Origin of the sequence: Brachyspira pilosicoli, from assembly GCF_008016535.1 — a bacterium.
Classification (GTDB): domain Bacteria; phylum Spirochaetota; class Brachyspiria; order Brachyspirales; family Brachyspiraceae; genus Brachyspira; species Brachyspira pilosicoli_A.
This window is the reverse complement of record NZ_SAXY01000040.1, coordinates 59243-86084: the sequence shown is the minus strand read 5'-3', so window position 1 is coordinate 86084 and position 26842 is coordinate 59243. Positions and strand designations below refer to the sequence as shown.

Below are 26842 nucleotides of genomic sequence, written 5' to 3'. Positions count from 1 at the left end.
TAGCTACTCGTTATAGTTGGAGAGAAATCTATGAAGATAAAACACCTTCTAGTGCTTTATCTTTCTTAAAATATGTCTTAAAAACTTCACCTTTTAAGATACAGGCTATACAAACGGACAATGGTATGGAATATACTTATCGCTGTATTAATACTCCTAAAATCAATATTTTTGATGAATACTGCTTAAAAAATAAATTAGAGAGGAGATATATTCCTATAGCAACACCAAGATACAATGGCGTAGTAGAAAGAGTACACGGCATAGACGAAAGAGAATTTTATTCACGATTAAATAAAAATATAACTGTAGAATTATTAAGGCAAGAATTAAAAGAATATACACATTTTTATAACAATCAAAGATTGATTTCTTCGTTATTGTATATTACAATCAAAGAAAGAATCAAAAATATTATAGCAAGTAAAAGTACAATATCTATGTTTCCATGACAATTTAAAAATATTTTACAATAGTATATTTTATAGTTTTACTTGCAAAAAGCGGTTTTTTTGATAAAATCTACTTAATTTTTTACTAATTAACTATATTAGGTTTTATATTTCTATGAATTATTTAATAACAGGTCCTATGTTTGCAGGAAAATCTAAATATTTAATAAAAACTTTAGATTATCTGCTTATGGAAAAAAGCGATATTAAGATACTATTTATATATCCTAATATTTCTTATAGAGGATATTTTTGCAGGGACAAAAATGTTGTGCTTGATAATAGAATAGATATTCTTACTGAAGAGGAATTAGAAGATAAATTCACTAATTTTGATAATATAAAAAATTATCTATCAAATTATGATGTTGTTGGTATTGATGAGTTTTGTTTTTTAAATAAGACTTCTGATTTTATTAAATTAATAAAAGACTTTTCAAGAAATAATATTAATATAGATTTTTACATAGCCTCTTTGGATATGGATTTTAAGAGGAATTATTGGGAGAGTGTGAGCAGTTTAATTGAAGAAGATTTGATTGATGTGCATATAAAGGTGTTCGGCAAATGCGATTGCGGAAGAAAGGGAATATATTCAAAAAGAATAATTAAAGATGTTGATAGAGTTGTGATAGGAGATGATATATATAAATGCGTATGCAGATACTGCTATGAAGGCGAAGATGAAGTTAAATTAAAATTATGATTTATTTAACATAATTGGTTAATTCTCCAATATTTTCTATATAGCAAGTTATTTTATCACCAGTTTTCATATATTTAGGAGGATTAAATCCCATACCAACCCCAGAAGGTGTTCCTGTGGCTATGATATCTCCTGCTTCAAGCGTCATTCCTCTAGATAAATCGCTTACTAATTCTTCTATATTATGCAGCATATGTTTTGTATTTGAGCTTTGTCTTGTTTCATCGTTTAAAGTTGATTTAATATTTAGGTTATTTATATCTTTTATATCATCTTTATATACAATGCATGGCCCCATTGAACTATAAGTGTCCAAACTTTTTCCCTTATACCACTGAGAATGCTCTTTTTGCATTTTTCTTGAAGATATATCATTAAAAATACTATATCCAAATATATGTTCTTTTACATCTTGAGGTTTTATATCTTTTGCGGTTTTTCCTATGATAATAGCTAATTCTACTTCATAATCTAATGCTTCATCTAAGTCTAGTCTTGCATTTATGTTATGATTATGTCCTATTATATAAATAGCTCTTTTAGAAAAATATACAGGTTTTATGTTTTTTATATCATTGATATTATCTTTTACTTCGTTAATATGATCTTGATAATTAACTCCTACACATATAATATCATGTATTGGTTTTGTTATAGGTGAAAGGAGTTGAATTTTTTCTATTGAGTAAGTTTGTTTAAAAGTATCTATTTCTTTTTCTAATTGGTCTAATATATCTTTATTACAATTTTGAATAAAATTAATCATATTATAGTTTTTAAACTCAGGTATAATATCTGCTATAGGTATAACACTTTGCTCATTTCTAGTTAAAATTCCTATTGCTTCAGTGTTGTTCCATTCTAAAAAAGATACAAATTTCATACTATTCTCCAAAAAAACTTTAATTAATTATAATAAATAGTTGTAGTTTTTCAAGTATAATTAAAAAAAATTAATTTTTTTTAGTTTTATTGTGTATACAATTTATTTTTATGAAAAAAATCCGATAAATATATGTAGTATCATTATATTGAACCTATACAAAATTAATACTTGACTAATGGGTTAAATATTATTATACTTTAAGTAAGTATAGGTAATTAGTATTTTTAGGAGACAATGATGAAAAAACTAATTTTAGCAATCTTTTTAGTGAGTTTTAGTACAGTTTTTCCAGCATTTGAAGTTGATGTTGTAGGACAGCTTAGTGCCGTAACTGGATTTCCAATTTTGGATTCTCAGACTGTAAAAATTAATGGATCAACAGAAGTAAGACCAGACCTTTCTGTTCAAATAGGATATATGCTTCCTATGCAAAATGGCTTAAAAGGAATAAGTCTTTTAGGTGATGTTGGAATAGAACAAACTACTATAGGTATTACTTATCCTGGAGATAAAAAAATAGTTAATAAAGAAAGTGGTTTAAGTATGGGATTGGGTTTTACAACTAAGTTTGTAATTGGTAATGTTAATAGCTTAATTCCTAGAGACACAGTTTTAGGTGTTGGAGTTGGTGCAAAGGCTTTAATATATGCTCCAAATATAGTGCTTACTATGACTCCTCCTCCTATAAGTATTTATTTAAAAGCTCTTGTAGAACAGAGATTCTTTATTTCTAGACAGTTGGCTTTTATAGTTGGACTTAACTTTTATGTAGACTATATGCTTCCTATGACTTATAAAGTTGATCAATTATTTATGGGTTATTTTGTAACTAGTTACCTTGATTTGGGTATAGGTCTTAGTGTAGGACTTCACTTCGGTAATTAATTTTTATTGTTAATAAATATATTAGGGGACTATTAAAAAAATTAATGGTCCTCTTATTTATTTTTTTAAATAATATATTATAATTCTATCATGCTATAAATTCCTTTTTATGATTTATTTTCAATTTGGTTAATAATTATATATTTGAGGAGAGAATATTGAAAAAAAAGATTTTACTTATTTTATCTGTATTTATCTTTTACAGTAATCTTTTATTTAATGATGTGGTTAATAGTATAGTTGGAGTTGTAGGTTCTATTCCTATTACTTATGAGGATTTTGTAAGTAGGAAATCTTTTTTATCTCTTCAGGCTAGGTCTGTCGGTAAAAAAATCAATGATGATATGGTTTATAAGGATTTAGTTGAAGAGAGAATAATGTATTTGAAGCTTCAAGAATATAATTATGTGATAGAAGAAAATGATGTGAGCAGACGTCTTGAAAATATTGCTAGTCAGTATAATCTTACTTTAGAACAATTTGCCAAGCAGTTAAAAGCAGAAGGCATATCGTATGAAGAATACCGTAATTCTATAAAAAAACAAATAGCTATGGAAAACTTAAGCGGACTTGTTGTTAACAATACAGAAATTACCGATGCAGAGGCAGATGAATATTATAATAATAGTAAAGATAAAACAGCCTTTGAAGTTGATACTTTAGTAAAACTTTCTTGGATATTTTTCAAAGCAACCACTTTTACAGAAAAAGGCGAAAAGCAAGAGTTAGCTGATAGAGTGCGTGGTATGGCTGCAAGAGGCAATGATTTTGCGGAGTTAGCTAAAAAATATAGTGATGATGAAAAAACAAAGAATTATGGCGGAGATTTGGGCTATAATCTTTTATATGATGCAGGAAAACGTTCTTTGCCTGCACAGGTAAATGCTGGACTTAATTTGGCAAAAAGAGGGTATAAAGTAGGAACAGTTAGTACAGTACGCGAATTAGTTGGCAAGGGCTTTTATATAGTAAAAATAGTAGAAATACAAAAAGATATGGATAGTATTCGTACAAGAGTAAAAAATTATCTAAGCGAGATTCGTATGAGAGACTCTTTTGTAAAATGGCTTGATGATGAAACAAAAAGAGTTACTATAAAGTTATATAAATAGTGTTGACAGAATTATAAAAATATAGTATAATATATTACTCATGTAATAGTAGAATTTTAAAATTAATATAAATGGAGTAAAACCATCATGTATGCAATAGTAGAAGTAAAGGGAAAACAATACAAAATAGAAAAAGGTCAAGATATCTTAATAGAATATTTGGGCGATGATGCTAAAGAATCACCAGAAATAAAAACACTCCTTCTAAAAAAAGATGATGAAAGTGTAGTTGTTGGTACACCTTATGTAAATGGAGTGAAAATAAGTTCTAAAATAGTTGAAAGTTTAAAAGGTGATAAAGTAGTAATAGGTAAACACAAAAGAAGAAAAGATTATAAAAGAAAAACAGGTCATAGACATAAATATCATAAAATCACTATAGAAGATATTACATTAGCTTAAATTATATATAATGTCTTCTTTATTCAGTGTTGTTTATAATAGTGATGGTGTTATAATAAAAGTTACTATAGAAGGGCATGCTGGAATAAAAAAGTCTGGTGAAGGTTATGAGGTATGTATAGCTTTGAGTGCTTTATCTCAGGCTATGCTAAGTGTTCTTACTGAAATAGTTGGCATTAAGAGTATTAAACGTAAAATTAATGATGGATATTTAAGCTTTGAATTAGTTGGGTTTGATAAACTTGATAAAGAAAAAGCTTATGAGTATATTACAGTTAGTAGAGGGTATTTGCTAGGCATAAAATCTCTTATTAAAGAGTATCCTGACTATGTAAAATATAAAGAGGAGTTAAAAAATGGCACATAAGAAAGGCGGCGGAAGTTCAAAAAACGGACGTGATAGTCAATCTAAACGTTTAGGTGTGAAAGTTTATGGCGGAGAAAAGGTTGTATCTGGTAACATTATAGTTAGACAAAGAGGTACACAATTCCATGTTGGTAAAAATGTGGATATAGGAAGAGACCATACTATTTTTGCAACTGCTAATGGTGTTGTTAAATTCCACACTAATAAGTTTGGTAAAAAAACTATAAGCGTAATAGCTGAATAATAATATTATACGCTAAAATACATTATTTTTGTTAATATCCTATTCTTTATTTTAAGAGTGGGATATTTTTGTTTATTTGTTATATTTAAATCAAGAGGATAATTGTTTTATGAGAATATTATTTATAGTTTTAGGTTTTATATTTCTTGGGGTAGGGGCTGTTGGTATAGTTGTGCCGATTTTGCCTACAACGCCTTTTTTACTCTTGGCTTCATTTTTCTTTGCTAAAGGCTCTAAAAGATTTCATGATTGGTTTTTATCTACAAAATTATACAAAAGATATTTAGAGAGTTTTGTAAAATCAAGAGCTATGACTCTAAAAGGAAAATTAACCATACTCATACCTGTAAGCTGCATGCTTATAATAACATTCATTTTAGTAGATAATATATATGCTCGTATAGTTTTGGTGATATTATTTATTTCAAAATATGTTTATTTCTTCACACAGATTAGAACTGTTTCAGAGGAAGAGCTAATTAAGATGAGGATAAGCTATCAAGAAGAGGAATAATTGTTTCAGTATATAACTAAATAACTATATTTTTATTTTATATTATGGGCTTTACCCGAATTAAAAGATTTTGCTATAGTACTTGCACTTTTTGGTTCTTTTTGCTGCGGGAAAAAGAACAAGAAAAAATTTATAAAAAATCATTGTTTCAATATATTATAAAAAATTAAAAATTTGTAAAAATTTAGTTTTTATGTTTTTTATTTGCGGGGACTAGCCCCCGCACCCCCACTTCTTTTATTGGTATAAAAGAAGCAAAAGAACTGCAATTTTAGCTAAAATATAGGTATTATCTTATAGTTTATACATATTCCGAACATGCAAGACTATAACTTACACTTTTTGCTGCGGGAAAAAGAACAAGAAAAAGTTGATAGAAATTATTGTTAATATACAATTCCGCCGCACAATGTAATCTCACCGTCATAGCAAACGCAGGATTGTCCTTTGGCTACTATACCTGTAGGCTCTAAAAAATGTATGTCTATTCTATTTTCATCTATCGGCACTACATTTGCCATAGTACCCTTATGTGCACTTCTTGTTTTTACCAATGCTGTAAACTCTTTTTCTCTTTTGTTTACTATCCAATTTATGTCATATATTGTAACTTTGTCTATAATGGTGTGATTTTTGTTTCCAACATAAACAGTGTTAGTGCTGCTGTCTAATGATATTATAAAAAGAGGCTCTTTATATGCAATGCCAAGTCCTTTTCTCTGCCCTACTGTATAATGCCATATTCCTTTATGCTTACCTAATATTTCATTAGTTTCTATATGTACAATATTTCCTTCTAAATCTTCATCAAAAAGTCTATGATATTCCCCTGCAAAAAAGTCTTGACTGTCGGTTTTCTCTGCCACATCAATAAGGTTATACTCTCTTGCTAAGTTTCTTGTCTCTTCTTTAGTCATTTCATACATAGGAAACATTATTTTGGATAATTGCTCTTGAGTTAATCTATATAAAAAATAAGATTGGTCTTTTATATGATTTTTGCCTCTTAAAAGTATATATCTTTTTTCCTCTTCATCATATTTTATACCTGCATAATGCCCCGTAGCAAATTTATCGAAAGTTAAACCGCTTTTTTCTATAGCATCAAACAAAGCCATAAACTTGATTTCTTTATTACACATAATACAAGGGTTTGGAGTGAGTCCTTTTTTATATGAATCTTTTACATAATCTATTACTTTTTTTTGAAATAATTCACTAACATTAAAAGCATAATAATCAATTCCAATTTGAGCAGCATATTTTTTACATTCTTCAACTACTTTGTTTTGATAAGGCCCATAACAAGAACCAGCTAAAGGAGCTCTTTCATCACCGTCCCAAAGAAGCATGGTAACACCAAAAACTTCATTACCCTGTTCTTTTAAAAGTTTTGCCGTTGTTGTAGAATCTACTCCCGCACTCATACCAACAGCTATTTTTGACATATATTTTTAATCCTTTTTATATAATAGATATGTTTGTTTTTATGAACCTTTTTTCTGCATAGCTTCTATTAAATCTTTATCTAATTCTTTAGCACTATTATAACCCATCTCTTTTAAACGCAAGTTTTTAGCGGCAGTTTCTATTAATATACATATGTTTCTTCCAGCACGTACAGGTAATTTTATATAAGGTATTTCAGTGTTTAGTATATTATAAGTTTTATCATAAAGCCCCATTCTGTCATATTGCTCATCATCTTTCCATTGTTCAAGCTCTATCACTAAATCAAGCCTTTTTTTATCTCTAATAGCACTCATACCAGAAAGCCTGCTTATATCTACTATTCCAATACCTCTCACTTCCATTTTATGCTTAATAACATCATGCTTTTTTCCTATAACTCTGCCGTCTTTTAGTTTTTTAAACTCAACAGTATCATCTGCTATTAACCTATGCCCTTTATATATAAGCTCTAAAGTAGCCTCGCTCTTGCCAACTCCGCTTTTTCCTAATATTAAAATTCCAACACCAAAAACCTCAACAAGCCCCCCGTGAACCCTAAAAGATTCTAAAAACTCCTCTTCTATTAAGTTTTGCATAGATAATACAAACTCATTAGTAGGAAGCTCTGTAACCAAAATACATATATTGTTATTCTTAGCAATTTCTATAAAAGATTCAGGCGGCACAAGCCCATAGGTGAATATACATATAGGAATCTTATAAGAAAGCATCTCCTCAAATATATCAGTTTTATTTTCTTTGTCTAAAGTTACAACATAATTTCCTTCACCCTTGCCGAATATCTGTATTCTTTCAAAAGCAAAATCCTGAAAATACCTAAATAATGCCATACCGGGTCTATTGACATCACAGCTATATATTTCGTTTTTCATGCCAATTAAACCTGTTAATCTTCTTATTTTCAATATGTTGTTTCGGTTTTCATTGATTTCAATAAGTTTTTCAACTTTTATTTTTTTAGGCATTATAATTTCATTTCCTCTTTAGCAATAAGAGATATTATATCTTCATTTTTATCTGTATTTATAAGTTTTTCTACAAAATGACTATTATCTCTAAGTATCTTAGCTATTGTAGTTAGCACTTTTAAATTCTCTGATGCAGAATCTTTAGGAGCAAGAAGCATAAAAACTATAAATACTTTTTTCTTATCTACAGATTTATAATTTATACCATTTTTGATTGTAGCAACTGTTAAAACTATCTTGTCTACAGCATCAGTCTTGGCATGTGGAATGGCTATACCACTTCCAACCCCAGTGCTCATAAGCTTTTCTCTAGCCATAATCGAGTGTTCTGCTTCGTCTTTACTTAGCAAAAGCCCGCATTCATTAAGCCTTTCTACCATTTTAGAGAGTAAACGTTCTTTATCTGTCTCTTGAACATCTATCATTATTGCATCTTTGTTGATATAGTCTATCAAGCTCATTTTTATTAAGCCCTCCAAAATAGTATTAATTTATAAAAAATTATATCTCAAATATTCTTATTAAAGTAAAAGATATATCTGATTCCTTATATAAAGCCTCTACTTGACCTGTAACACTGCTTACATATACTACAAACTTTTCATTATTGTTTTCTGTCAAATAGTTTACTGCCTCACTCACATTATATTCTTTTAATTCATATTTTTTGCTTGAACTAGCATCTATATTATTATCACTAGTTAAACTCACTTCATCTATATTCCAAGAATTAGAATCATCACTCTCATATATTTCATAAGTCTTAGAATCATTTCCTTTAAATAGATAGGTTGGATATTTACCTATTTTTACACTATATAAATCTTCTTCTCTTTTTATAGGGAAATAAGCAAGATATGGTCTTTTATCATGATTAAATATAACAAGAGCATCAATTTCATCTAAAGGTTTTTCATATAAAGATAATGTGTTGATAGAATAAGAAGCATCATCATCATTTTGTACGCTTTTATCAACTACAGCTCTTTGAGATTTATCTATATTTTTCTCTTTAGATTTTCTCACTTTTCTTTCTATCTTTTGGAACATTGTATCTATTGCTGCATATAAATCTTTTTCTTTTTCTTTATCATGGAATACTTGTTTTCCAAAAGTAATAGTACCTTGAACTATATATTCTTCATGTATATGCTCACATATGATGTTAGCATCTATGATTTTATCAGAATGAACTTTTATATTTTGCATCTTATTAGCTATATGTTCTCTTACGTTTTTAGTGATTCTCACATTTTTACCTATGATGTTTTGATGCATAAAATTTCTCCTTTGGTTTTTATAATATTGATGATGAAAGCCTATATTTAGCAACTGTTCTTCTTGATATATCAATACCTTCGCTTTTTAATATCAGCCTTATTTTTTCATCAGTCAATTTAACAGGGGAGTCTTTTATTATTCTTTTTATTATCTCTTTTACAGCTCTTGATGATACACCACCTTTAAGCTCTTTTGAAAAGAAATATTTTATAGAAAAAGTACCCCAAACTGTATTTAAGTATTTACCATTAGATATTCTGCTTATTGTAGACTCACTTAAAGAAACTTCCAATGATAAATCTTGTAATTTTAAGGGCTTTACAAACTCTTTTCCATTTTCAAAGAAAGGAAGTTGAAATTTTAATAATCCTTCGCCAACTTTTAATAAGGTTTTTTTTCTTTCACTAACGGCATTTATTAAATTTTCAGCCATTTTCTTTTTTTCTTTCAAAAAGTTTATATCTTCTCTATTATTCTTCCCCTCATTTATTAGTTTACTATATTTTTTGCTAATTTTCAAGGGTTTTATAAAGCTTTCATTCGTTTTTACTACCCACTTATTGTTCTCTTTGAATATAAAAATTTCAGGTACTATATATTTTATAGGGGTAGTGTCATATTCTCTTGCGGGGTAGGGCTCTAATGTTTGTATTATTTTTAGGGCATCAAGCACTTTATCTTTAGTGATATTCATTTCATTTGCTATATAGTCATAATTCTTTTTTCCAAGCTCTTTTAAGAAATTTTCTACTATTTTTATAGCTATTTCTTTTATACTATCTTCTATATCATCTCTCGATTTAAGCTGTATAGATAAGCATTCTTCAATATCTCTAGCACAAACTCCTAATGGGTCGAAGGTTTTTAATATATTAATTATTTTTTGTACATCTTTTATATTTGCATTCAAAGTTTCTGCTATAGTTTCGTATGGTGTTTTTATATATCCGTCTTTATCTATAAAACTGCATATATGTTCTGCTAATTCTATATCTTTTTTACTTTTGAATACTATGTTTATTTGTGTTTTAAGGTGTTCGAATAGGCTTTCACCTCCACTTTGAACTGTATTTTCTATAATATTATCAATATCTTTATTACTACTATTTTTAAAATCATATTCCAAGAAAGGGTTTTCTTCCATTTCCTTTTCTATCTTTTCTTTTAATTCTATTGCGGGCATTGATATTACATCAAGCCATAATTTTGTTTGAGCATTTAATCTTAATTCATGTCTTAATTGAGTTTTGATGTTTGTAGATAAATTGATAGATGAACTCATAGAAAAAGTATATAACAGTAAAATTTTTTGTCAATAAAATGTATATTAAAAGTGTTAAGGAGTATGAGATATTGGACATTTTTTAGTATAAAAAAAGCAGTATCCTTGTTATAATATTTTGAACAAAAAAGAAATAAAAGGATACTACTATGAAAAGAGATTATAGCACAGAATTTAAATTATTTATAGTGGATGAAGCATTAAAAACTAAAAATATTAAAAGATTTCTAAAGATAGAAGAAATACCCAAATCTACTTTTTATACTTGGATTAAGAAATATAAAGACACTGGAACTGTCGCTAATTTTAGCACTAGACCGAAAACTTCTCCAAATATCTTTAATAATCAAGAAGCTATTAATTTAATTATTGAACTCTATACTAAAGAATATCGAGGTAAGCATTATATTAAAGCATATTTAAATCGTAAAGGCATTAAGATAGGCGTTACTGCCGTTGAAAATGTACTAAAAAGAAATAATCTTTGGAGATACAAAATAAAAAAGAAAAAGAAGCGATATGATAAACGAAAATTTGTCTCTAAAATACAAAAAGAAGGCAAAATAGTTCAAATAGATACCGCCTTGCGTACCTTCGGTAAAATATATCAAATTAGGCAGAAAAACAGTTTATCAATTCACAGCTGTAGATTTAGCTACTCGTTATAGTTGGAGGCAGATCTATGAAGATAAAACACTTTCTAGTGCTTTATCTTTCTTAAAATATGTCTTAAAAACTTCACCTTTTAAGATACAATCTATACAAACGGACAATGGTATAGAATATACATACCGCTGTATCAATACCTCTAAAATAAATATTTTTGATGAATACTGCTTAAAAAATAAATTAGAGAGGAGATATATTCCTATAGCAACACCAAGATATAACGGCGTAGTAGAAAGAGTACACGGCACAGACGAAAGAGAGTTTTATTCACGATTAAATAAAAATATAACTGTAGAATTATTGAGAGAAAAATTAAAAGAATATACACATTTTTATAACAATCAAAGATTGATTTCTTCGTTATTGTATATTACAATCAAAGAAAGAATCAAAAATATTATAGCAAGTAAAAGTACAATATCTATGGTTCCATGACAATGTATATTAAAAGTATTAAGTATTGATTTTATTTTTTTTATATAATATTATACTAAATTATTATATATAGAAACATAACATTTTTTAATGTTTTTATTGGAGTATTATTTATGAAAGAGAGAGAAAAACTTGGCAGCAGATTAGGGTTTATACTTGTTTCAGCAGGCTGTGCTGTAGGTATGGGTAATGTTTGGAGATTTCCTTATATTACAGGTCAGTACGGCGGAGGTGCTTTTGTTGTACTTTATATTATATCTATAGTGGCCTTTTGTACTATACCTATGATTATGGAGTTTGCTGTAGGAAGAGCCGGCGGACATGATATATCTAACTCTTTTCTAAAATTAGAGAAAAAAGGTCAGCATTGGCACAAAATAGGCTATGTTCAGATTATTGGTAATGTACTTCTTATGTTATTTTATACTACTATATGCGGTTGGTGTTTAGCTTATTTCTATTTTACTTTAACTGGTAAATTTACTTCATTGAATGCCGATCAGATTGGAACTTTCTTTAATGGCGTACTAGCAAGCCCTTCTACTTTAATTTTTTGGATGGGAGTTAGTGTATTAATAGGTATTTTAATATGTTCTTTTGGTCTTCAAAATGGAGTTGAGAGAGCAAGTAAGTTTATGATGATATCTTTATTTGCTTTGCTTATAGTGTTAATAATAAGAGCTGTAACTTTAGACGGTGCTGTTGAGGGTTTAAAATTCTATTTAATTCCTGATTTCAATAAATTATTCGGCGGTGGATTTTCTGGTTTTATTGGTATATTTTATGCTGCTATTGGACAGGCTTTCTTCTCTCTTAGTGTTGGTCAGGGCGGAATGGCTATATTTGGAAGCTATATAGATAAAAAACAAAGATTAACAGGGGAAGCTCTTATAGTTGTAGCATTAGATACATTAGTAGCTTTGCTTGCTGGTCTTTTAATATTTCCTGCTAGTTTTGCTTTTAATGTTAATCCTGGTAAGGGAGCTGGCTTAACTTTTGTTACTTTGCCTAATGTATTTAATTCTATGCCTTTGGGAAGATTATGGGGTTCTTTATTCTTCTTATTCCTTGCTATGGCGGCTCTTACTACTATTATTGCTGTATTTGAAAATATATATTCTTTTGCTATGGATAAATTTGGATTGTCAAGAAAAAAAGTTTCTGTAATACTATTTTTATTGGTGTTCTTTGGAAGCTTGCCTACTGCTTTAGGTTTTAACGTTTTATCGCATATTAATCCTTTTGGCGAGGGTACTGTAATACTTGATTTATTAGACTTCATAGTAAGCAACAATATACTTCCTCTTGGTGCTTTGGTTACTTTATTCTTCTGTACGAGAAAGTTTGGCTGGGGTTTTGATAATTTTATTAAAGAAGTTAATACTGGCGAAGGAATTAAATTCCCTGCATATTTAAGACTTTACAGCAGCTATATTATACCGCTTATAATACTTGCTATATTTGTTTATGAATATTTAAATAGATTTGGTATTGAAATAAAGATTTTTAATATTGTTAAGATTATAAAAGAAGTGCTTATAGTAGTGCTATCTTTTTTTATTAAATAAATTTTTAATTTTATCGAGTTTTTATTGTTCTTTTTCCCGCAGCTACACGGTGCGGACTTCGTCAAAGAACCAAAAAGTGCGAGGTTTTAGTTTTATATCTTTGTAATATACAATCTAAAATAATATTTATATTTTGTTATACATAAAAAGCTAGACTTTATTAAATGCAGCCTTTTTGCTTCTTTGTGGCAATACCGAAGGCACTTCCTACAGTCGCAAAAGAAGTGGGGTGCGGGGCAAAGCCCTGCAAATAATAAAACAAAAACTTATAATTTTTTAGATATATACTGAAAATCTTTTATTCGTATAACCCCAACGATAAATAATAAAGTATAGAACTAACAAACTTTTGACTAATTTCAAATGGATTTATCTTTTTGCCTAGTCTCTCATTCTTCTCAAGCTCATAAAACTCTATAGAGCCTAAAACTATTTCTTCTCCATAAGCATAAGCATTAATCTTACATACTGTTTTTAATATATCATCAAATATCATATATGAAGCATTGTCATTAAAATAAGTGTCTCTTATATCAAGCTCTCTGCATAGTTGATTTATATATGAAGTGTCAATTTTTATTCCTTCAAACATTATAATAGAATCATATTTTACATTCTCTTCTTTTAATGTTATAAGCTCATTCATAAACTGATTAATTGGCTGTTCTATATCATAAAGTTCAAATTGTTCTTTCCACTTATAAAATTTTTCTATGTCATCATCAATTATATTGTATATTCCAATATAGCAATTGTTTGGAAGCTCATATAATTCATCATCTATTGTTACAAATGCCCCATCTTCCATATATCTAAAAGAATCTATCAAAACATCATTTTCATCATAAACTCCCCAAACAAAAGAAAGTGTAAAATAATGCATTATTGGATTATTAATAAATACTTCAAAGAAAGTTTTATAATCCCATTTTCTTCCGTTTATTAAGGCTCTTGTTAATTTTATTTTCTCATAATTAATTATTTCTTTTAATGTTTTTTGAGTGTGTAAAAAATCTTCTTTTACTTTTTCTAACTCTTTATCTCCATCTGTTTCTGGCAGTTCTTTAATTATTGAAGAGTTTTGAATATCGAATATTTCTAAATATGAATCGCTTAATAATTGTAATTGGAAACTTCTATTACCGTAATTTATTATTTTTTTGCCTTCTGCATCAAATCCAAAGTTGGGGAATAATCTTTCAAAGATGTTATCTATATTTGTATTTAATATTTCTGATGCATAAACAAGAATGTCTTTTATATTATTTTTTATTTCTTTGTTATTGCTGTTTAGAGCGAATTTATTAATCATTTTTAATGCTGAAGTTTTACCATTTATAGCTATTGATTGCATTGTATATAGTATTAATGATGTTTTAAAACTATTATTCCAATCTATTAATAATTGATGAAGTTTTTCTATATGGCTTTCATCAGCATATATTGCATACGGAGTTATTATTTTTATGTTGTCTTCTATTAGGTTATTATTTATAAAATATTCTGCTGCCTTTTCAGCTGCATCTATAAAAGATTTTCTCTCTACAAACTCTAATATTTTCTCTACATCTTTTATTTTTTTAGGCTTATCTATTTTTAAAAATTCATTTAATATGTATTTTAATACTTTAATATCTATATTTGTATTTTCATTAGAGAGAATATTATAATAGCTATTATTGTCCAAAAAGTCTAGCAACTCATTGTCTGTATAATAATAATCAACATAATCATAAATCTCTTCAATACTGTTAAAACAAAAATCTTCTTTACTGTAATTCCATTTTTTTAATATATCTTTAAACTCTTTGCAATTATCTAAATTATCCTCTACATATTTTCTGTTTAACTCTTCATTTTCTAAAATGATGTTTAGAGAATATTTTTTTAACTCTTCATCATCTGTATTTAAAATATTATAAACAATGCTGTAATCATCAAAATTATTTTTACTATAAACTAATTCCAAAAAATCAATTAATGCATAACTTTTATTTGATACAGTATTTAAAAAGTCTATATCTTCAAATGCTTCTTTAATATTATAAGCATATTTATTCAATAATTCTGTAATGTATTGAGATTTAAATATGTATATAGGGTAGCTATTAAAATAGGCTATTAGTAAATCTTTTATGTTTATATAATATTCTTTTATTATGTCATCTATATTTTTATTAAATAAGTTTATATTTTTTTTTACAATTACAGGAATCATTAAATTGTATGGAAAAGATTCTAATATAGCGTTCACAATTTTTTTAGCATTATCATCACTCTCATAAAACCAATTAAAAACATTTAATAAAAATATTATGCGTTCATTAAACTTAATAGTTAAATCATCTTTATATATTTTTAGAGCATGAATCAAATCATATATAGTGTTGTATTTTATATGCTTAATATTAAAAAACTCTTCTAATTCTTTTTCTAAAGATTTTAAAAAATAATTTATGTTATTAATATCGCTATTTGTTATTAAATTAAATATTGACATTAATTCTATTGCATATTTATTATTGTACGAAAGTTTTAATGCTTCATATATTTTAGTAAAAGTTTCTTCATCATATTTTTTTATTTCTATAAGTTCTGAATGTATTTTACTATAGTTTAAGTGTATATTGTTATTTAGATATTTAATTAAAAAAATTATATAATTATCTGCATTTAAATCTATTAAATAGTTTATATAATCATCATAATTATTAAAATCAAAAAAGTATTTATTTTCCATTGGAAGTCTTGATATATAAATAAAATCTGATATAAGGTTTTTATTATTTTTCTCTAATTGTTTTAACAACTCTAAAAATTTATTTTCTATTTTTTTATTTTTATCTATTATAATACTAACAGCAAGCATAGAGTCTATTGTATTTATATTATCTAAATATTCTAAAATTTTATCTATATATTTTTCATTCTCATTATTAAAATAATATCCAATAACTAAAGCCATTAATGGTATTATTATATTATCATCATATTCTTTATATGCTTCTTCAAATGTTAGTTTATATGTATTTTCAATATAATTATTTATATAGTTTGGAAAATATTTGTATGCATTATCAAAATATATAAAAATATAGAATTTCTTTTTTAATATCTCTTCTTCTGAAATATTACCTTTATTATAATTTATTATTTTTTTATAATTTATTGTTTTTAATATAGCATCTTTTATTTTTAGTCCTGATATAATATTAATAATAAAAGACTCAAATATATAAATATTGTCTATATCATATAATGAAATAATTTTAAATAGCCTTATTATATAATCATTATCATCATCTTTTTGAAAATATTTTTCTACTATTTTAGAGTATATATTTTTATCATTTGATATATTATTTTTATTTATTTTAAAGTTTATAGTATCTGTTTGTTTTAATACATATTGTTTAATATCTTCTTGATTTTCTTTAAATATATAATCAATATAATATTCTATTTTTTCCATAATATTAAACAACTTATTTTAGTCTATTATAACTGTAACTTTACAATTTCTAATAGCCTCTTTTAATTTTGGTGCACTTAATATAATACTTGCATCTTCATTTCCTATCACCAAATCACTAGAAAATCTTCCTCTAGTGCTCCAAGCTGCTATATTATATGGTTTTCTGCCTGTAATATTTGTAGATATTTGATTAGTTAAAAATGAATTTGTAGAATATTTTATATATCCATTAGTAGATGCAATTTGTTTGTTTATATAAGCAATATCATAAATAGCATCGCCATTTTCATTGTATATTGTAGGAAATAAAGAAGGCTTAAAACCTATTCCTCTTGCATCTATTACAAGCCCATCATAATCAGTACCAGCATCAATATATGTTACTATTGGTATAGGTTTATAGGTATTCATATTTTGTATAAAGTTTGACATTAATTGATTAGTGATAATATCTAAAGCCATTAATACTTTTACACTTGTTCTGCTAGGGTATGATACGCCTAAAAGTCTTGCATTATTTACAAAGTCCATAACATCTTCTCTTAATTTGTAATTTTCTTCTATTATGTTATAAACTGTATAATCGCCATTAACTATAATATTACCCAAAGTTTGATAAAGGGTTCTAAAAGTTTCTTCTTCTGCCTGTTCTTGAAGTATTAATAAAGATTCTGGGTGTAAAACTTTATCTGTAAGAATATCCGCAGTAGCATCAGCATATATTGTATATGTTGTATAATCCACTCTTCCTATACCAGTATTTATTAATATATTATTATCTCCAACATTGGAAGTAGACTGTGCAAATAGAAGTATGTTTATACTTATAAATAATAAGATAACTTTGATATTCATTATACTCTCCAATATACTGCAAATATTTTCGGTTTATATAAAAAATACTTAAAGACATTTTTATTATTCATCATTATATAATTTTTGTAAATAGTTAGATACATTTATTTTATTATTATATTTTAAAACTTCATGAGGTTTTAGCCCTATTGAATTTCTGCTTTTATAATCTATATCATTATAAATTAAATATCTAGCCATTTCTATTTTTGTAACATAAAATATGGCATTCTGTCCCCAATCATCTTTTTCATTAATATCCACTTTTACTTTTTCTACTAAATATTTTACCAAGTCTAAATTTTCACTTTCAACAGCATACATCAATATGTTTTTGCCTAAAATATCTTTTTGATTAATATTGCTTTTTTCTTTTATGAGTAATTGTACAGACATAATATTGCCTTTTTCGGCAGCAGTAAGTAGTGCTGTTTTTCCTTTATTGTCTATAGCATTTACATCTGCATTATTTTCTATAAGAAGATTTAATATATATGGATAATCTGCAGACAATATTAAAGCGTTTTCACCATTTGAGTTTGTAAAGTTTATTTCTGCTTTTTTATCTATTATATAGTCAACTAAATCATAATATCCTATTGAAGAAGCTTCCATTAAAATAGTGTTTCCGTTTGTGTTTGTGGCATTAATATCTCCGCCTTTATCGAGATAGTTTTGAAGATTCATTATTGTATCTCTTATCTTGTATGAAGTGTTTATATAGTCAAATATAGTTGGTTTTGTGGGGGTGTTTGTTTTTTTGTTTTCTATATGCTCTTCTTTATCGTTTGTGTAATACTCTTTATATTCGTTTGCATCAAAATCATCAGGCAGTAGATAATCAAATTCTTGAGCGTATAAACAAGCACTTAAACAAAATAACAATATTATTCTTTTCAAATTTGTTTCCTAATAAAAAAGTTTATGTCAAAACAAGTATATTTTGTCATATAAGTTTATTTTATTCAACTTTTTCCCGTAGCAAAAAGTTGCAAAAAGTACAAATATTTTAGCTTTATATTTTGGAATATGTATTAAGTATGAAATAATACTTTTATTTTAGGATAAAAAATGCATTCTTTTTGCTTCTTTTGGCCACGCCGCAGGCACTTACTTCGGTCATCCTGAAGGACTCCTTTTGGTCGCAAAAGAAGTAGAGATGTACCCTATTGGCACGCTTAGCAGGGTGACTAGTCCAAAAAATATAAAAACCAAAATTGATAAAGTTAAAAATTTTCACTATACATAAAATATAATTATTTTAATTTTCCTAATTCCCTTATCATAAACTCCAAATCTTCTATTACTTTTATCTCTTCTTTTTGATTTCTCAATATATATGCAGGGTGATATGTTGCAATTACAGGTATGTTGTTATAATAATGAATATTGTTTCTTACCTTTCCGAAAGGCGTTTTTAAATCAAAATCTACGAGGTTAGAAAAGCCATGTCTTCCCAATGCACATATAATTTTTGGATTTAATATTTCAAGCTGCTTTGTAAAGAACTCTCTGCAATTATCTTTTTCTTCTAAAAGCGGATCTCTGTTTTCAGGCGGACGGCATTTTAAAGCATTCATAATATAATAATTAGAAATGTTTAGCTTCTCAATCCACTTGTCTAATAATTTACCAGCCCTGCCTACAAATGGAAAACCTAATCTATCCTCATCAGCACCCGGAGCTTCTCCTACAAATACTATATCAGGTTTTTCATCTCCCCTTCCAAATACCACATTTTTGCGACTGTTGCATAAAGCTCCGCATTTCATACATTTAGTTATAGTTTGATATAATTTCTTTAACTCTTCATTTTGTATTTCTGTATTTTTTGCTTCCATTTGTGCTCCATTATTTTTTTTGAGATGCTTATTTTTTATTATTATCTTTTTATTTTTATCATAGTGAATAGTATCAAAAAATTTTATTTTGTTTGTATTTAAGAGATATTGTTCTATTTTTGTCATCATTTATATAACTTATTATTTTTTTGTAATTTCCATACTCCAATTTGGTCCGCTATATACTTTATATCTTTCAGAGAAATTACCCATATTAACAGCTATAGAAAAATTAAGCTCAGAATTAAAATAAGCCATATTTTCATTTTCAGGCACATCACCAAAAGTATTTACAAGTTTAACATCGCCGGTCCATATAAGTTCACTATAATTATATATTTTCACATTAAGAGTATCTCCTATATTAACTCCATTATCAAGCATTAATTTACGAGGGAGTGATGACCACACATTGCCATATTGAATATCAAGTACAGGTATATTAGCATAAAAAACTCCATTCTCATATTTAGGCTTTTGATATTCTATTTTTGTTATATTAGTTCCTAAAGACTTACCAACTTCTCTAAATGTCATTTGTTTAGAAGCAAGTTTAGCACCAGTATAAACATAAACATCTCTTCCATGGAATGTGTATGATTCAGCTGAGTTTGTAAGTCTGTTTTTAGCCTCATCAATTTCTCTTACCTCTTCTATACCCAAAGATTCTGCAACAAAAGTTAAAGTACCATTATCTGGAGTAACAAAATAATAATTATTTTTAGTTTTCATAACAACAGATTTTCTATCAGTACCAACACCTGGGTCTACCACACTAACAAATACAGTACCTTCAGGCCAATACCTAGCAGTTTGATCAAGTCTTAAAGCAGCCTCCCATATATTATATGCAGGTATTTCATGTGTAAGGTCATATACTTTTAAATCTTTATCTACAGTAAGGGCAACACCATACATGCTTGCTGCAGCATTATCCTTTCTTCCAAAGTCTGTTTGAATTGCAAGAGGGGATTTATCAATGCCGTTTTGATTAGTACAAGACATTGCAATAAATATTACTAATATTGATATAATAACTTTTTTCATTTTTCTACCTAAATAATTTTAAATGTTGTTTAAAAATAAAATGTTTTAATTATATTGAATTATTTATTAAATATATTTGTTTTACTAATGATTTATTAGCAAATTACTAACAAAAAATTAAGGGTATAAGAAAAAACTTACACCCTTAAAAAATCTTGTTTATTTAGCTTTAGCATTAAGAGCATCTTTTTGTCTTTTTATTCTTCTTAAAGCTCTTTTGCGTTTCACTACTTTTCTATGTTGTTTTCCCACAGTATATATCTCCTTTAATTTTTATTATATTTTACCATTTGAACCTAATACATTGATTATTTTATGCATATAAAGTTTTTTCATTTCATCACGAGCAGGTCCTAAATATTTACGAGGGTCAAATTCTTTAGGGTCATCATGGAATACTTTTCTAATAGCAGCAGTCATAGCAAGTCTTGAATCGCTGTCGATATTGATTTTACAAACTGCACTCTTAGAAGCTTCTCTTAATTGCTCTTCAGGAATACCTATAGCATCATCAAGTTTACCGCCATTTTCATTAATCATTTTAACATATTCTTGAGGTACACTTGAAGAACCATGAAGTACAATAGGGAATCCTTGAATCTTTTTCTCAATTTCTTTAAGAATATCTAATCTTATTTGAGGGTTTTGACCAGGTTTGAATTTATAAGCACCATGACTAGTACCAATAGATATAGCAAGTGAATCAACACCTGTTTTTTTAACGAAATCTTCTACTTCTTCAGGCTGAGTATAAGTATGATGTTCAGCAACAACATCATCTTCTACACCAGCAAGTACACCCAATTCTCCTTCAACAGTAACATCATATTTATGAGCATACTCTACAACGCTTCTAGTAATTTCTACGTTTTTGTTGTAATCATAATGGCTTCCGTCTATCATAACAGAAGAGAAACCATATTCAATACAGCTTTTACAAAGTTCTAATCTATCACCATGGTCAAGGTGTAATACTATAGGTACATTAACACCCAATTCTTTAGCATATTCCACAGCTCCTTGAGCCATATATCTTAATAATGTTTGATTAGCATATTTCCTAGCACCAGAAGATACTTGAATAATAACAGGGCTTTTAGTTTCTACACAAGCCTGCACTATAGCCTGAAGTTGTTCCATATTATTAAAGTTAAATGCTGGAATAGCATAACCGCCGTTAATAGCTTTTTTAAAGAGGTCTCTGCTGTTTACAAGACCTAAGTCGTCAAATTTAACCATATTTCACTCCAATTAATAAAATATATTTTAATGATATAACAAAAATAATAATTTTTCAAGTAAATATATGTTTTTTATATAGGTATGAAATTTTATATACAACCCCGCCCTCTATATTTTTTTAAATATTTTAGAAAGTGTGTGGAAATTATATTTATTGCTTAATTAGAAATGTTAGCTCCCGCCCAAGTTTTTATTTAGTTTAAAGCTCGCTTACCGCACGGTGGATAAATTTAGAAATATAATAGAAATTTAATTCTAAAATTATTTATATATTTTGCTTACTTTACCGTGCGTTGAGTAGATAACAAATTTTTAAAAATCTAGGGTGGGAGGCAAAAATTAGAGTATAGGCAAAAAGAAATATGATTTTTAATATTATAGTAAAAAACAAAAAGCCTATAGGGTGGGGAGTTAGTGTAATTTTTTTAATTAAATATTTGTGAGATATATTACTACTTGAAGTTACATAAAACTAATTTTTTTGATATGTTATTAATTTGTTTTGACAATCTTTGTATTATTTATTATACTAATAAAAGTACAAAATAATAAAAACGATTTATATTATTTTAAGGAGTGTAATATACTATGGATTTAAATGCTTTTAATTCAATGGAATCAAAAGAAGTATTCAAATGGTTCAATGAAATAAATAAAATACCTAGAGAATCAGGACATGAAAAAGAGATTAGTGATTTTTTGGTTAAATTTGCTAAAGATAGAAATTTGGAAGTATATCAAGATAATGCTATGAATGTAATTATAAAGAAGAAAGGTACAAGCGGTTATGAGAATAAACCTGCAGTAATAATACAAGGTCATGTTGATATGGTATGCGAGAAAACTAAAGACTCTAAGCATGATTTTAGAAAAGACCCTATAGAAATGATATTAGATGGTGATATATTAAGAGCTAATAATACAACACTTGGAGGTGATGACGGTATCGCTATAGCTATAGGTATGGCATTACTAGATTCTAAAGACTTGCCCCATCCTCCTATAGAATTATTAGCTACTACTGCAGAAGAAACTGGCATGGACGGAGCTATTGCTATTACTGGTGAGCATATAGACGGTAAAACTATGATTAATATAGATGGAGAAGAAGAGGGAATATTTTTAGTAAGCTGTGCAGGTGGAATGAATACTTTAACAGATTTTGATATTAAAAAAGAAAAAGCAGAAGGACATGCTTTAAAAGTAGAAGTATCAGGACTTAAAGGCGGACATTCTGGTATAGAGATTATTAAACAGAGAGCTAATGCTATAAAATTGCTTGGCAGATTATTGTATGCTGTGAGAGAGTATATTGTTATATCGCATATAGAAGGAGGAGCTAAACATAATGCTATAGCAAAACATGCAGAGGCTTTAGCAGTTTCTAAAGACATTAATAAAGTAAAAAAGACTTTAGAAGAAGTTGCTAAAAATATAAAAAATGAATATAGGGTAGAAGACCCTGATATGGTTATAAATGTTTCAGAGGTTTCAGATGTTAAAGAGGCTTTTACTAAAGAATTGAGCAATAATGTTATTAACTTTATGATGCTTGTACCAGACGGTGTTGCTTATATGAGTAAAGATATAGAAGGCTTAGTTCAAACTAGCTGTAACAACGGAGTATTAAAAGAAGAGAATGGTAAGTTGAGATTTACTATATCAGTAAGAAGTTCTGTAGAAAGTTCATCAAAAGAGATAGGTTTAAAGATAGAATCAGCTGCTCATATGACAAAAGCTTCTTTCCAAATGTCTAATGGATATCCTGCTTGGGAATATGATGCTAATTCAAAAGTTAAAGATATAGCATTGAATGTTTATAAGAAGGTTACAGGAAAAGATGCCAAAATAGAAGCCATACATGCAGGATTAGAATGCGGAATACTTAAAAAGCCTTTACCTGATGTTGATATGATAAGCATAGGGCCAGATATTAAAGATGTACATACCCCTTCTGAACATTTGAGTATATCTTCTGTAGATAGAATGTGGAAATTTTTAAAAGAGCTTGTTATAAGTATTGCTTAAAGAAAAAGAGTTAGATAAAAAATATTAAATAATGGTATATAAATTTATATTAAAGAATAGATTAGAAAACTATCAGAAAATGTTTATGGCGGTATAAAGGTAGAAGATTATGTACTTTTTATATCTGCTAGTAATATCTTTATTATTTCTTAATAAAGATATTATATATTTTTAAAAAATAATTTATAATACTAACAAATAAATTAAGGCTTATATATGAATAAGGTTAATATAAATATAAACAATGATGTAAAAATTAATTATAATATTTTAGTTAGCAGCGGACTTATAAAAGAAAGCGGCAAATTGGTAAAAGAAGTTCTTAGAGGAAAAAGAGCTTTAATAGTTACTGATGATATAGTTGATAAACTTTATACTAAAATAGTAAAAGAAAGTTTAGAGAGAGAAAATATTATTACTTCTGTATGCGTGCTTCAAAATGGAGAAACTAACAAAAACATAGAGAGCATTTATAATATATATTCATCTCTTGCAAAAAATGAGTTAAGCCGAAAGGATATAATAATAGCATTAGGAGGCGGTGTTATAGGTGATATGGCAGGTTATGCTGCTGCCGCTTGGATGAGGGGAATTGATTTTGTGCAGATGCCTACAACACTTCTTGCTTGCGTTGATTCTTCTGTGGGCGGAAAGACTGGTATTAACATTAAAGAAGGTAAAAATTTAGTGGGTGCTTTTCATAGCCCTAGGCTTGTTATAATGGATAGTGATGTTTTAAATACGCTTCCAAAGAGAGAGTTTAATGCTGGTATGGCTGAAGTTATTAAGCATGCATTTTTATTTGATAAAAAACTTCTTGAATATTTAGAAAATAATAATAGTTTTGATATGGATTTTATTCTTAAGAGAAACTGCGAATTAAAAGGGCATATAGTAGAGATTGATTATAAAGAGAAAAAAGAGAGAATGTTTTTAAACTTTGGTCATACTATTGGGCATAGTGTGGAAAATGCTGCAGGTTATGGAGTTTTGCTTCATGGTGAGGCTGTTGCAATAGGTGTGATTTTTGCTATAGAGTATGGTATTAAAAAAGGCATCACTAAAGATAAAAGTTTACTTGAGAGAGCTAAAAATATATTTTGTAAATTCTCTCTCCCAACTGCAGTACCAAGTAACATAAACTTAAAAGATGCAATTAAATTAGATAAAAAAAGAAGTGATGATAAAATCAATTTCGTATTTTTAGAATCTATTGGAAAACCTTATGTTGAAAAAGTGAGTATTAAGGATATTTTAAATGAATAGCTTTATTAGTAAAATATTAATATTTTTTTTCATATTGTTTATATCATGTTCAAATAATAGTGTGGATAATAAAAATGAATCGTATAATACAAAAAAAGAAAAAATATCCAATGAAATAAATTATACAGATATAGAATTTGAAGTGAATGCCATTCCTTTTGATATAGTTGATATTGAAAAAAATAATTATATTAATATAGATAATAGAGTAATAGAGGGACTGAATGCATATAAAACATTTACAAATGATATAGTTAATATAAATGGCAGTAAATATTATATTTTAAGTGTTTATACTATTAATATTGATGATGAAAGTTTTTATGAAAAATTAGAAAATGAGCATTATATATATGTTAGTTTGTGGAAATTAAATAATAATAATGCAAATTTTGTTGCAGGTTTTTATCCTTTTACCATGTACTCTTATGATGTTGAATATATAAAACCATATATAAGCAATAATATGCTTGAATTTGAAATATTAAGATATGCAAGAAAATATGAATATACTGATTATTATAAATTTGCTATAGTAGAAACTAATAATATAATTAATTTTTATCTTACAAATTTTACAGAAAAAACTCCTGAATATGATGATAAAACAGATGAAACAAAAATAGCTGAATATTCATTTGATAAGGATAATATAATAATGAATAATCTTAATAAAAATTATGACTATTAATTATTAAAGAGCATCAATTTATAAAAATTAATGCCCTTTAATTTTAGGATTTATTTTAAACTTATGCTTTCAATAGAGCTTCTCCCAAAGCCTTACATTCACTAATAGCATTATCGTCTGGAGTGAGATTTGTAATAAGTCCGTCTTTAACTAAAGAAGCACCAGTACTCTTTACATCTTCCTCCCAATTTCTCATCCATTCGCCATCGCCCCAATCATAAGAGCCAAATAAAGCTATCTTTTTATTAGAAATCTTATCTCTTATTTCATCATAAAAAGGCTGAAACTCAGATTCTTCAAGAACTTCCACTCCCATAGCAGGACAGCCTAATGCTAATTTTGAATAATTGTTAATATCTGAAGTGTTGAAATCAGATACACTAAATATATCAGCTTCCCCTCCAGCATTTTTTATACCTTTTTCCACACTTTGTGCCATAAGCTCAGTATTGCCTGTAGCACTCCAATATATTATAGCTATTTTATCACTCATTTTTATCCTCCATAAATTTAATATTTTAACTATAAGCATATTTTTTGTAATAATCCATTATTTCCAATATGCCCTTACCATTTAAAAATGTGCTTGTATAAAAATCTCTGCATCTATTGTAGCTTTCAAAAGTTTTGATAGCTTCCTTTTTGTTATGATATACTTTCCAATATCCAGTATATAAACTATTTTTTCCATAATTGTTTATAAAGCCGTATATGTCCATAAGAGGATAGCCTAAAAATATACCTATCTCATGAGGGAAATCTTTATTATACTGCATTCTCTTTTTTAATAGTTCTATACACTTATATAGGTTTTTATCTTTATACCCATAATCATCTAAAAAATCAAAAATCTCATCATCAAAAATATATTCTTCAAGCCTTTTTTTGTTATAAACATAAACTATCATTTTATTATCATAATCTTTTATGATAGACACATTTATATTGCGGCTGTTTAATATTTTATTGTATGAATCTATTTTTTTGTAAACATCTTTTTTAGAGTTATATTGATATGTAAAGATGTTTGCTATTTTTATACCAGATAGGGTTGGTGCACAATGGTTAATAATCAATGTATCAAAGTTATGCTCTTTCATTGTTAGAGTAGTCTAACATATATTTAAAAAATGTCAATAGCTTTGTTAGTGTA

26 protein-coding genes and 2 pseudogenes are annotated in these 26842 nt (G+C 27.4%); 14 read left to right on the top strand and 14 right to left on the bottom strand.

Annotated elements, in window-relative coordinates:
* Positions 1–452 (top strand): annotated as a pseudogene (locus tag EPJ72_RS06400) (integrase core domain-containing protein); the annotation flags it as partial.
* Between the two features lie 115 nt (positions 453–567).
* Positions 568–1158, top strand: a complete 591-nt coding sequence (locus EPJ72_RS06395; protein ID WP_147731366.1) for a thymidine kinase — start codon at positions 568–570, stop codon at positions 1156–1158.
* A 1-nt stretch (position 1159) separates the two neighbouring features.
* On the opposite strand, the gene EPJ72_RS06390 is transcribed toward EPJ72_RS06395, so the two are convergent.
* Positions 1160–2041 carry a fumarylacetoacetate hydrolase family protein gene (locus tag EPJ72_RS06390; RefSeq protein ID WP_147731365.1) on the bottom strand — a complete coding sequence of 294 codons (882 nt, stop codon included), beginning with the start codon at positions 2039–2041 and terminating at the stop codon, positions 1160–1162.
* A gap of 240 nt (positions 2042–2281) precedes the next feature.
* On the opposite strand from EPJ72_RS06390, the gene EPJ72_RS06385 reads away from it, so the two are divergent.
* The 6 genes from EPJ72_RS06385 to EPJ72_RS06360 all read left to right on the top strand — a co-directional run bounded on the left by EPJ72_RS06385 (position 2282) and on the right by EPJ72_RS06360 (position 5568).
* Positions 2282–2929, top strand: a complete 648-nt coding sequence (locus EPJ72_RS06385; protein WP_147731364.1) for a hypothetical protein — start codon at positions 2282–2284, stop codon at positions 2927–2929.
* Positions 2930–3087: 158 nt separating this feature from the next.
* Positions 3088–4041, top strand: coding sequence for a peptidylprolyl isomerase (locus EPJ72_RS06380; protein WP_147731363.1), 954 nt, complete (start codon positions 3088–3090; stop codon positions 4039–4041).
* Between the two features lie 87 nt (positions 4042–4128).
* Positions 4129–4443 carry a 50S ribosomal protein L21 gene (gene rplU, locus EPJ72_RS06375; protein ID WP_013244526.1) on the top strand — a complete coding sequence of 105 codons (315 nt, stop codon included), beginning with the start codon at positions 4129–4131 and terminating at the stop codon, positions 4441–4443.
* Positions 4444–4453: 10 nt separating this feature from the next.
* Positions 4454–4810: a ribosomal-processing cysteine protease Prp gene (locus EPJ72_RS06370; protein WP_147731362.1), complete on the top strand. Its 357-nt coding sequence runs from the start codon at positions 4454–4456 to the stop codon at positions 4808–4810.
* Positions 4800–5054, top strand: a complete 255-nt coding sequence (gene rpmA / locus EPJ72_RS06365) for a 50S ribosomal protein L27 (protein WP_013244528.1) — start codon at positions 4800–4802, stop codon at positions 5052–5054. Before EPJ72_RS06370 ends, rpmA begins: the two co-directional genes overlap by 11 nt.
* 109 nt (positions 5055–5163) lie before the next feature.
* Positions 5164–5568, top strand: coding sequence for a YbaN family protein (locus EPJ72_RS06360; protein ID WP_147731361.1), 405 nt, complete (start codon positions 5164–5166; stop codon positions 5566–5568).
* Positions 5569–5954: 386 nt separating this feature from the next.
* On the opposite strand, the gene mnmA is transcribed toward EPJ72_RS06360, so the two are convergent.
* The 5 genes from mnmA to rpoN are packed head-to-tail and all read right to left on the bottom strand — an operon-like array spanning position 5955 to position 10572.
* Complete coding sequence (gene mnmA, locus EPJ72_RS06355; RefSeq protein ID WP_147731360.1) at positions 5955–7016, bottom strand: tRNA 2-thiouridine(34) synthase MnmA; 1062 nt, start codon at positions 7014–7016, stop codon at positions 5955–5957.
* Between the two features lie 39 nt (positions 7017–7055).
* Positions 7056–8006, bottom strand: a complete 951-nt coding sequence (gene hprK, locus EPJ72_RS06350; RefSeq protein WP_147731359.1) for an HPr(Ser) kinase/phosphatase — start codon at positions 8004–8006, stop codon at positions 7056–7058.
* Complete coding sequence (locus EPJ72_RS06345; protein WP_147731358.1) at positions 8006–8470, bottom strand: PTS sugar transporter subunit IIA; 465 nt, start codon at positions 8468–8470, stop codon at positions 8006–8008. The genes hprK and EPJ72_RS06345 overlap by 1 nt, the downstream gene beginning before the upstream one ends.
* A gap of 40 nt (positions 8471–8510) precedes the next feature.
* Positions 8511–9287 (bottom strand): ribosome hibernation-promoting factor, HPF/YfiA family, encoded by a 777-nt coding sequence (gene hpf, locus EPJ72_RS06340; protein WP_147731357.1) that lies wholly within the window; start codon positions 9285–9287, stop codon positions 8511–8513.
* 19 nt (positions 9288–9306) lie between these two features.
* Positions 9307–10572 carry an RNA polymerase factor sigma-54 gene (rpoN, locus tag EPJ72_RS06335; protein WP_147731356.1) on the bottom strand — a complete coding sequence of 422 codons (1266 nt, stop codon included), beginning with the start codon at positions 10570–10572 and terminating at the stop codon, positions 9307–9309.
* A gap of 149 nt (positions 10573–10721) precedes the next feature.
* Between rpoN and EPJ72_RS06330 the strand changes: the two genes are divergently transcribed.
* From EPJ72_RS06330 to EPJ72_RS06320, 3 genes and pseudogenes are all read left to right on the top strand, one after another.
* Positions 10722–11240: a transposase gene (locus EPJ72_RS06330; protein WP_147731355.1), complete on the top strand. Its 519-nt coding sequence runs from the start codon at positions 10722–10724 to the stop codon at positions 11238–11240.
* On the top strand, positions 11149–11676 hold the full coding sequence (locus tag EPJ72_RS13750) for an integrase core domain-containing protein (RefSeq protein ID WP_147731370.1): 528 nt from the start codon (positions 11149–11151) through the stop codon (positions 11674–11676). Before EPJ72_RS06330 ends, EPJ72_RS13750 begins: the two co-directional genes overlap by 92 nt.
* A gap of 113 nt (positions 11677–11789) precedes the next feature.
* Positions 11790–13163, top strand: a pseudogene (locus EPJ72_RS06320) (sodium-dependent transporter); the annotation flags it as partial.
* 379 nt (positions 13164–13542) lie between these two features.
* Here the strand turns inward: EPJ72_RS06320 and EPJ72_RS06315 are convergent.
* The 6 genes from EPJ72_RS06315 to EPJ72_RS06290 form a co-directional block, all read right to left on the bottom strand.
* The gene (locus tag EPJ72_RS06315) at positions 13543–16716 is read right to left on the bottom strand and encodes a DUF4132 domain-containing protein (RefSeq protein WP_147731353.1); all 3174 of its coding nucleotides are present in this window, start codon (positions 16714–16716) and stop codon (positions 13543–13545) included.
* 18 nt (positions 16717–16734) lie between these two features.
* Positions 16735–17574, bottom strand: coding sequence for a hypothetical protein (locus tag EPJ72_RS06310; RefSeq protein ID WP_147731352.1), 840 nt, complete (start codon positions 17572–17574; stop codon positions 16735–16737).
* A 63-nt stretch (positions 17575–17637) separates the two neighbouring features.
* Complete coding sequence (locus tag EPJ72_RS06305; protein ID WP_147731351.1) at positions 17638–18474, bottom strand: ankyrin repeat domain-containing protein; 837 nt, start codon at positions 18472–18474, stop codon at positions 17638–17640.
* 356 nt (positions 18475–18830) lie between these two features.
* Positions 18831–19544, bottom strand: coding sequence for a uracil-DNA glycosylase (locus tag EPJ72_RS06300; RefSeq protein WP_242004942.1), 714 nt, complete (start codon positions 19542–19544; stop codon positions 18831–18833).
* Between the two features lie 12 nt (positions 19545–19556).
* Entirely contained in the window at positions 19557–20462 is a 906-nt protein-coding gene (locus tag EPJ72_RS06295) for an SAM hydrolase/SAM-dependent halogenase family protein (protein WP_147731350.1), read from the bottom strand.
* A gap of 276 nt (positions 20463–20738) precedes the next feature.
* The gene (locus EPJ72_RS06290) at positions 20739–21701 is read right to left on the bottom strand and encodes a class II fructose-bisphosphate aldolase (protein WP_147731349.1); all 963 of its coding nucleotides are present in this window, start codon (positions 21699–21701) and stop codon (positions 20739–20741) included.
* 591 nt (positions 21702–22292) lie between these two features.
* Here EPJ72_RS06290 and EPJ72_RS06285 point away from each other — a divergent pair.
* The 3 genes from EPJ72_RS06285 to EPJ72_RS06275 all read left to right on the top strand — a co-directional run bounded on the left by EPJ72_RS06285 (position 22293) and on the right by EPJ72_RS06275 (position 25689).
* A complete protein-coding gene (locus EPJ72_RS06285) occupies positions 22293–23732 on the top strand; it encodes an aminoacyl-histidine dipeptidase (protein ID WP_147731348.1) in 1440 nt (479 codons plus the stop codon).
* A gap of 216 nt (positions 23733–23948) precedes the next feature.
* The gene (aroB, locus tag EPJ72_RS06280) at positions 23949–24998 is read left to right on the top strand and encodes a 3-dehydroquinate synthase (RefSeq protein ID WP_147731347.1); all 1050 of its coding nucleotides are present in this window, start codon (positions 23949–23951) and stop codon (positions 24996–24998) included.
* Positions 24991–25689, top strand: coding sequence for a hypothetical protein (locus EPJ72_RS06275; protein ID WP_242004941.1), 699 nt, complete (start codon positions 24991–24993; stop codon positions 25687–25689). The genes aroB and EPJ72_RS06275 overlap by 8 nt, the downstream gene beginning before the upstream one ends.
* A 61-nt stretch (positions 25690–25750) precedes the next feature.
* On the opposite strand, the gene EPJ72_RS06270 is transcribed toward EPJ72_RS06275, so the two are convergent.
* Positions 25751–26182 carry a flavodoxin gene (locus EPJ72_RS06270; protein ID WP_147731346.1) on the bottom strand — a complete coding sequence of 144 codons (432 nt, stop codon included), beginning with the start codon at positions 26180–26182 and terminating at the stop codon, positions 25751–25753.
* 25 nt (positions 26183–26207) lie between these two features.
* On the bottom strand, positions 26208–26789 hold the full coding sequence (locus tag EPJ72_RS06265; protein WP_147731345.1) for a DUF3793 family protein: 582 nt from the start codon (positions 26787–26789) through the stop codon (positions 26208–26210).
* Positions 26790–26842: the final 53 nt, after the last annotated feature.

Excerpts from the sequence above, each read along its gene's own strand:
- EPJ72_RS06395 (WP_147731366.1), top strand. The coding sequence starts at position 568 with ATGAATTATTTAATAACAGGTCCTATGTTTGCAGGAAAATCTAAATAT.
- EPJ72_RS06390 (WP_147731365.1), bottom strand. The coding sequence starts at position 2,041 with ATGAAATTTGTATCTTTTTTAGAATGGAACAACACTGAAGCAATAGGA.
- EPJ72_RS06385 (WP_147731364.1), top strand. The coding sequence starts at position 2,282 with ATGAAAAAACTAATTTTAGCAATCTTTTTAGTGAGTTTTAGTACAGTT.
- rplU (WP_013244526.1), top strand. The coding sequence starts at position 4,129 with ATGTATGCAATAGTAGAAGTAAAGGGAAAACAATACAAAATAGAAAAA.
- EPJ72_RS06370 (WP_147731362.1), top strand. The coding sequence starts at position 4,454 with ATGTCTTCTTTATTCAGTGTTGTTTATAATAGTGATGGTGTTATAATA.
- rpmA (WP_013244528.1), top strand. The coding sequence starts at position 4,800 with ATGGCACATAAGAAAGGCGGCGGAAGTTCAAAAAACGGACGTGATAGT.
- EPJ72_RS06360 (WP_147731361.1), top strand. The coding sequence starts at position 5,164 with ATGAGAATATTATTTATAGTTTTAGGTTTTATATTTCTTGGGGTAGGG.
- mnmA (WP_147731360.1), bottom strand. The coding sequence starts at position 7,016 with ATGTCAAAAATAGCTGTTGGTATGAGTGCGGGAGTAGATTCTACAACA.
- hprK (WP_147731359.1), bottom strand. The coding sequence starts at position 8,006 with ATGCCTAAAAAAATAAAAGTTGAAAAACTTATTGAAATCAATGAAAAC.
- EPJ72_RS06345 (WP_147731358.1), bottom strand. The coding sequence starts at position 8,470 with ATGAGCTTGATAGACTATATCAACAAAGATGCAATAATGATAGATGTT.
- hpf (WP_147731357.1), bottom strand. The coding sequence starts at position 9,287 with ATGCATCAAAACATCATAGGTAAAAATGTGAGAATCACTAAAAACGTA.
- rpoN (WP_147731356.1), bottom strand. The coding sequence starts at position 10,572 with ATGAGTTCATCTATCAATTTATCTACAAACATCAAAACTCAATTAAGA.
- EPJ72_RS06330 (WP_147731355.1), top strand. The coding sequence starts at position 10,722 with ATGAAAAGAGATTATAGCACAGAATTTAAATTATTTATAGTGGATGAA.
- EPJ72_RS06315 (WP_147731353.1), bottom strand. The coding sequence starts at position 16,716 with ATGGAAAAAATAGAATATTATATTGATTATATATTTAAAGAAAATCAA.
- EPJ72_RS06310 (WP_147731352.1), bottom strand. The coding sequence starts at position 17,574 with ATGAATATCAAAGTTATCTTATTATTTATAAGTATAAACATACTTCTA.
- EPJ72_RS06300 (WP_242004942.1), bottom strand. The coding sequence starts at position 19,544 with ATGATGACAAAAATAGAACAATATCTCTTAAATACAAACAAAATAAAA.
- EPJ72_RS06295 (WP_147731350.1), bottom strand. The coding sequence starts at position 20,462 with ATGAAAAAAGTTATTATATCAATATTAGTAATATTTATTGCAATGTCT.
- EPJ72_RS06290 (WP_147731349.1), bottom strand. The coding sequence starts at position 21,701 with ATGGTTAAATTTGACGACTTAGGTCTTGTAAACAGCAGAGACCTCTTT.
- EPJ72_RS06285 (WP_147731348.1), top strand. The coding sequence starts at position 22,293 with ATGGATTTAAATGCTTTTAATTCAATGGAATCAAAAGAAGTATTCAAA.
- aroB (WP_147731347.1), top strand. The coding sequence starts at position 23,949 with ATGAATAAGGTTAATATAAATATAAACAATGATGTAAAAATTAATTAT.
- EPJ72_RS06275 (WP_242004941.1), top strand. The coding sequence starts at position 24,991 with ATGAATAGCTTTATTAGTAAAATATTAATATTTTTTTTCATATTGTTT.
- EPJ72_RS06270 (WP_147731346.1), bottom strand. The coding sequence starts at position 26,182 with ATGAGTGATAAAATAGCTATAATATATTGGAGTGCTACAGGCAATACT.
- EPJ72_RS06265 (WP_147731345.1), bottom strand. The coding sequence starts at position 26,789 with ATGAAAGAGCATAACTTTGATACATTGATTATTAACCATTGTGCACCA.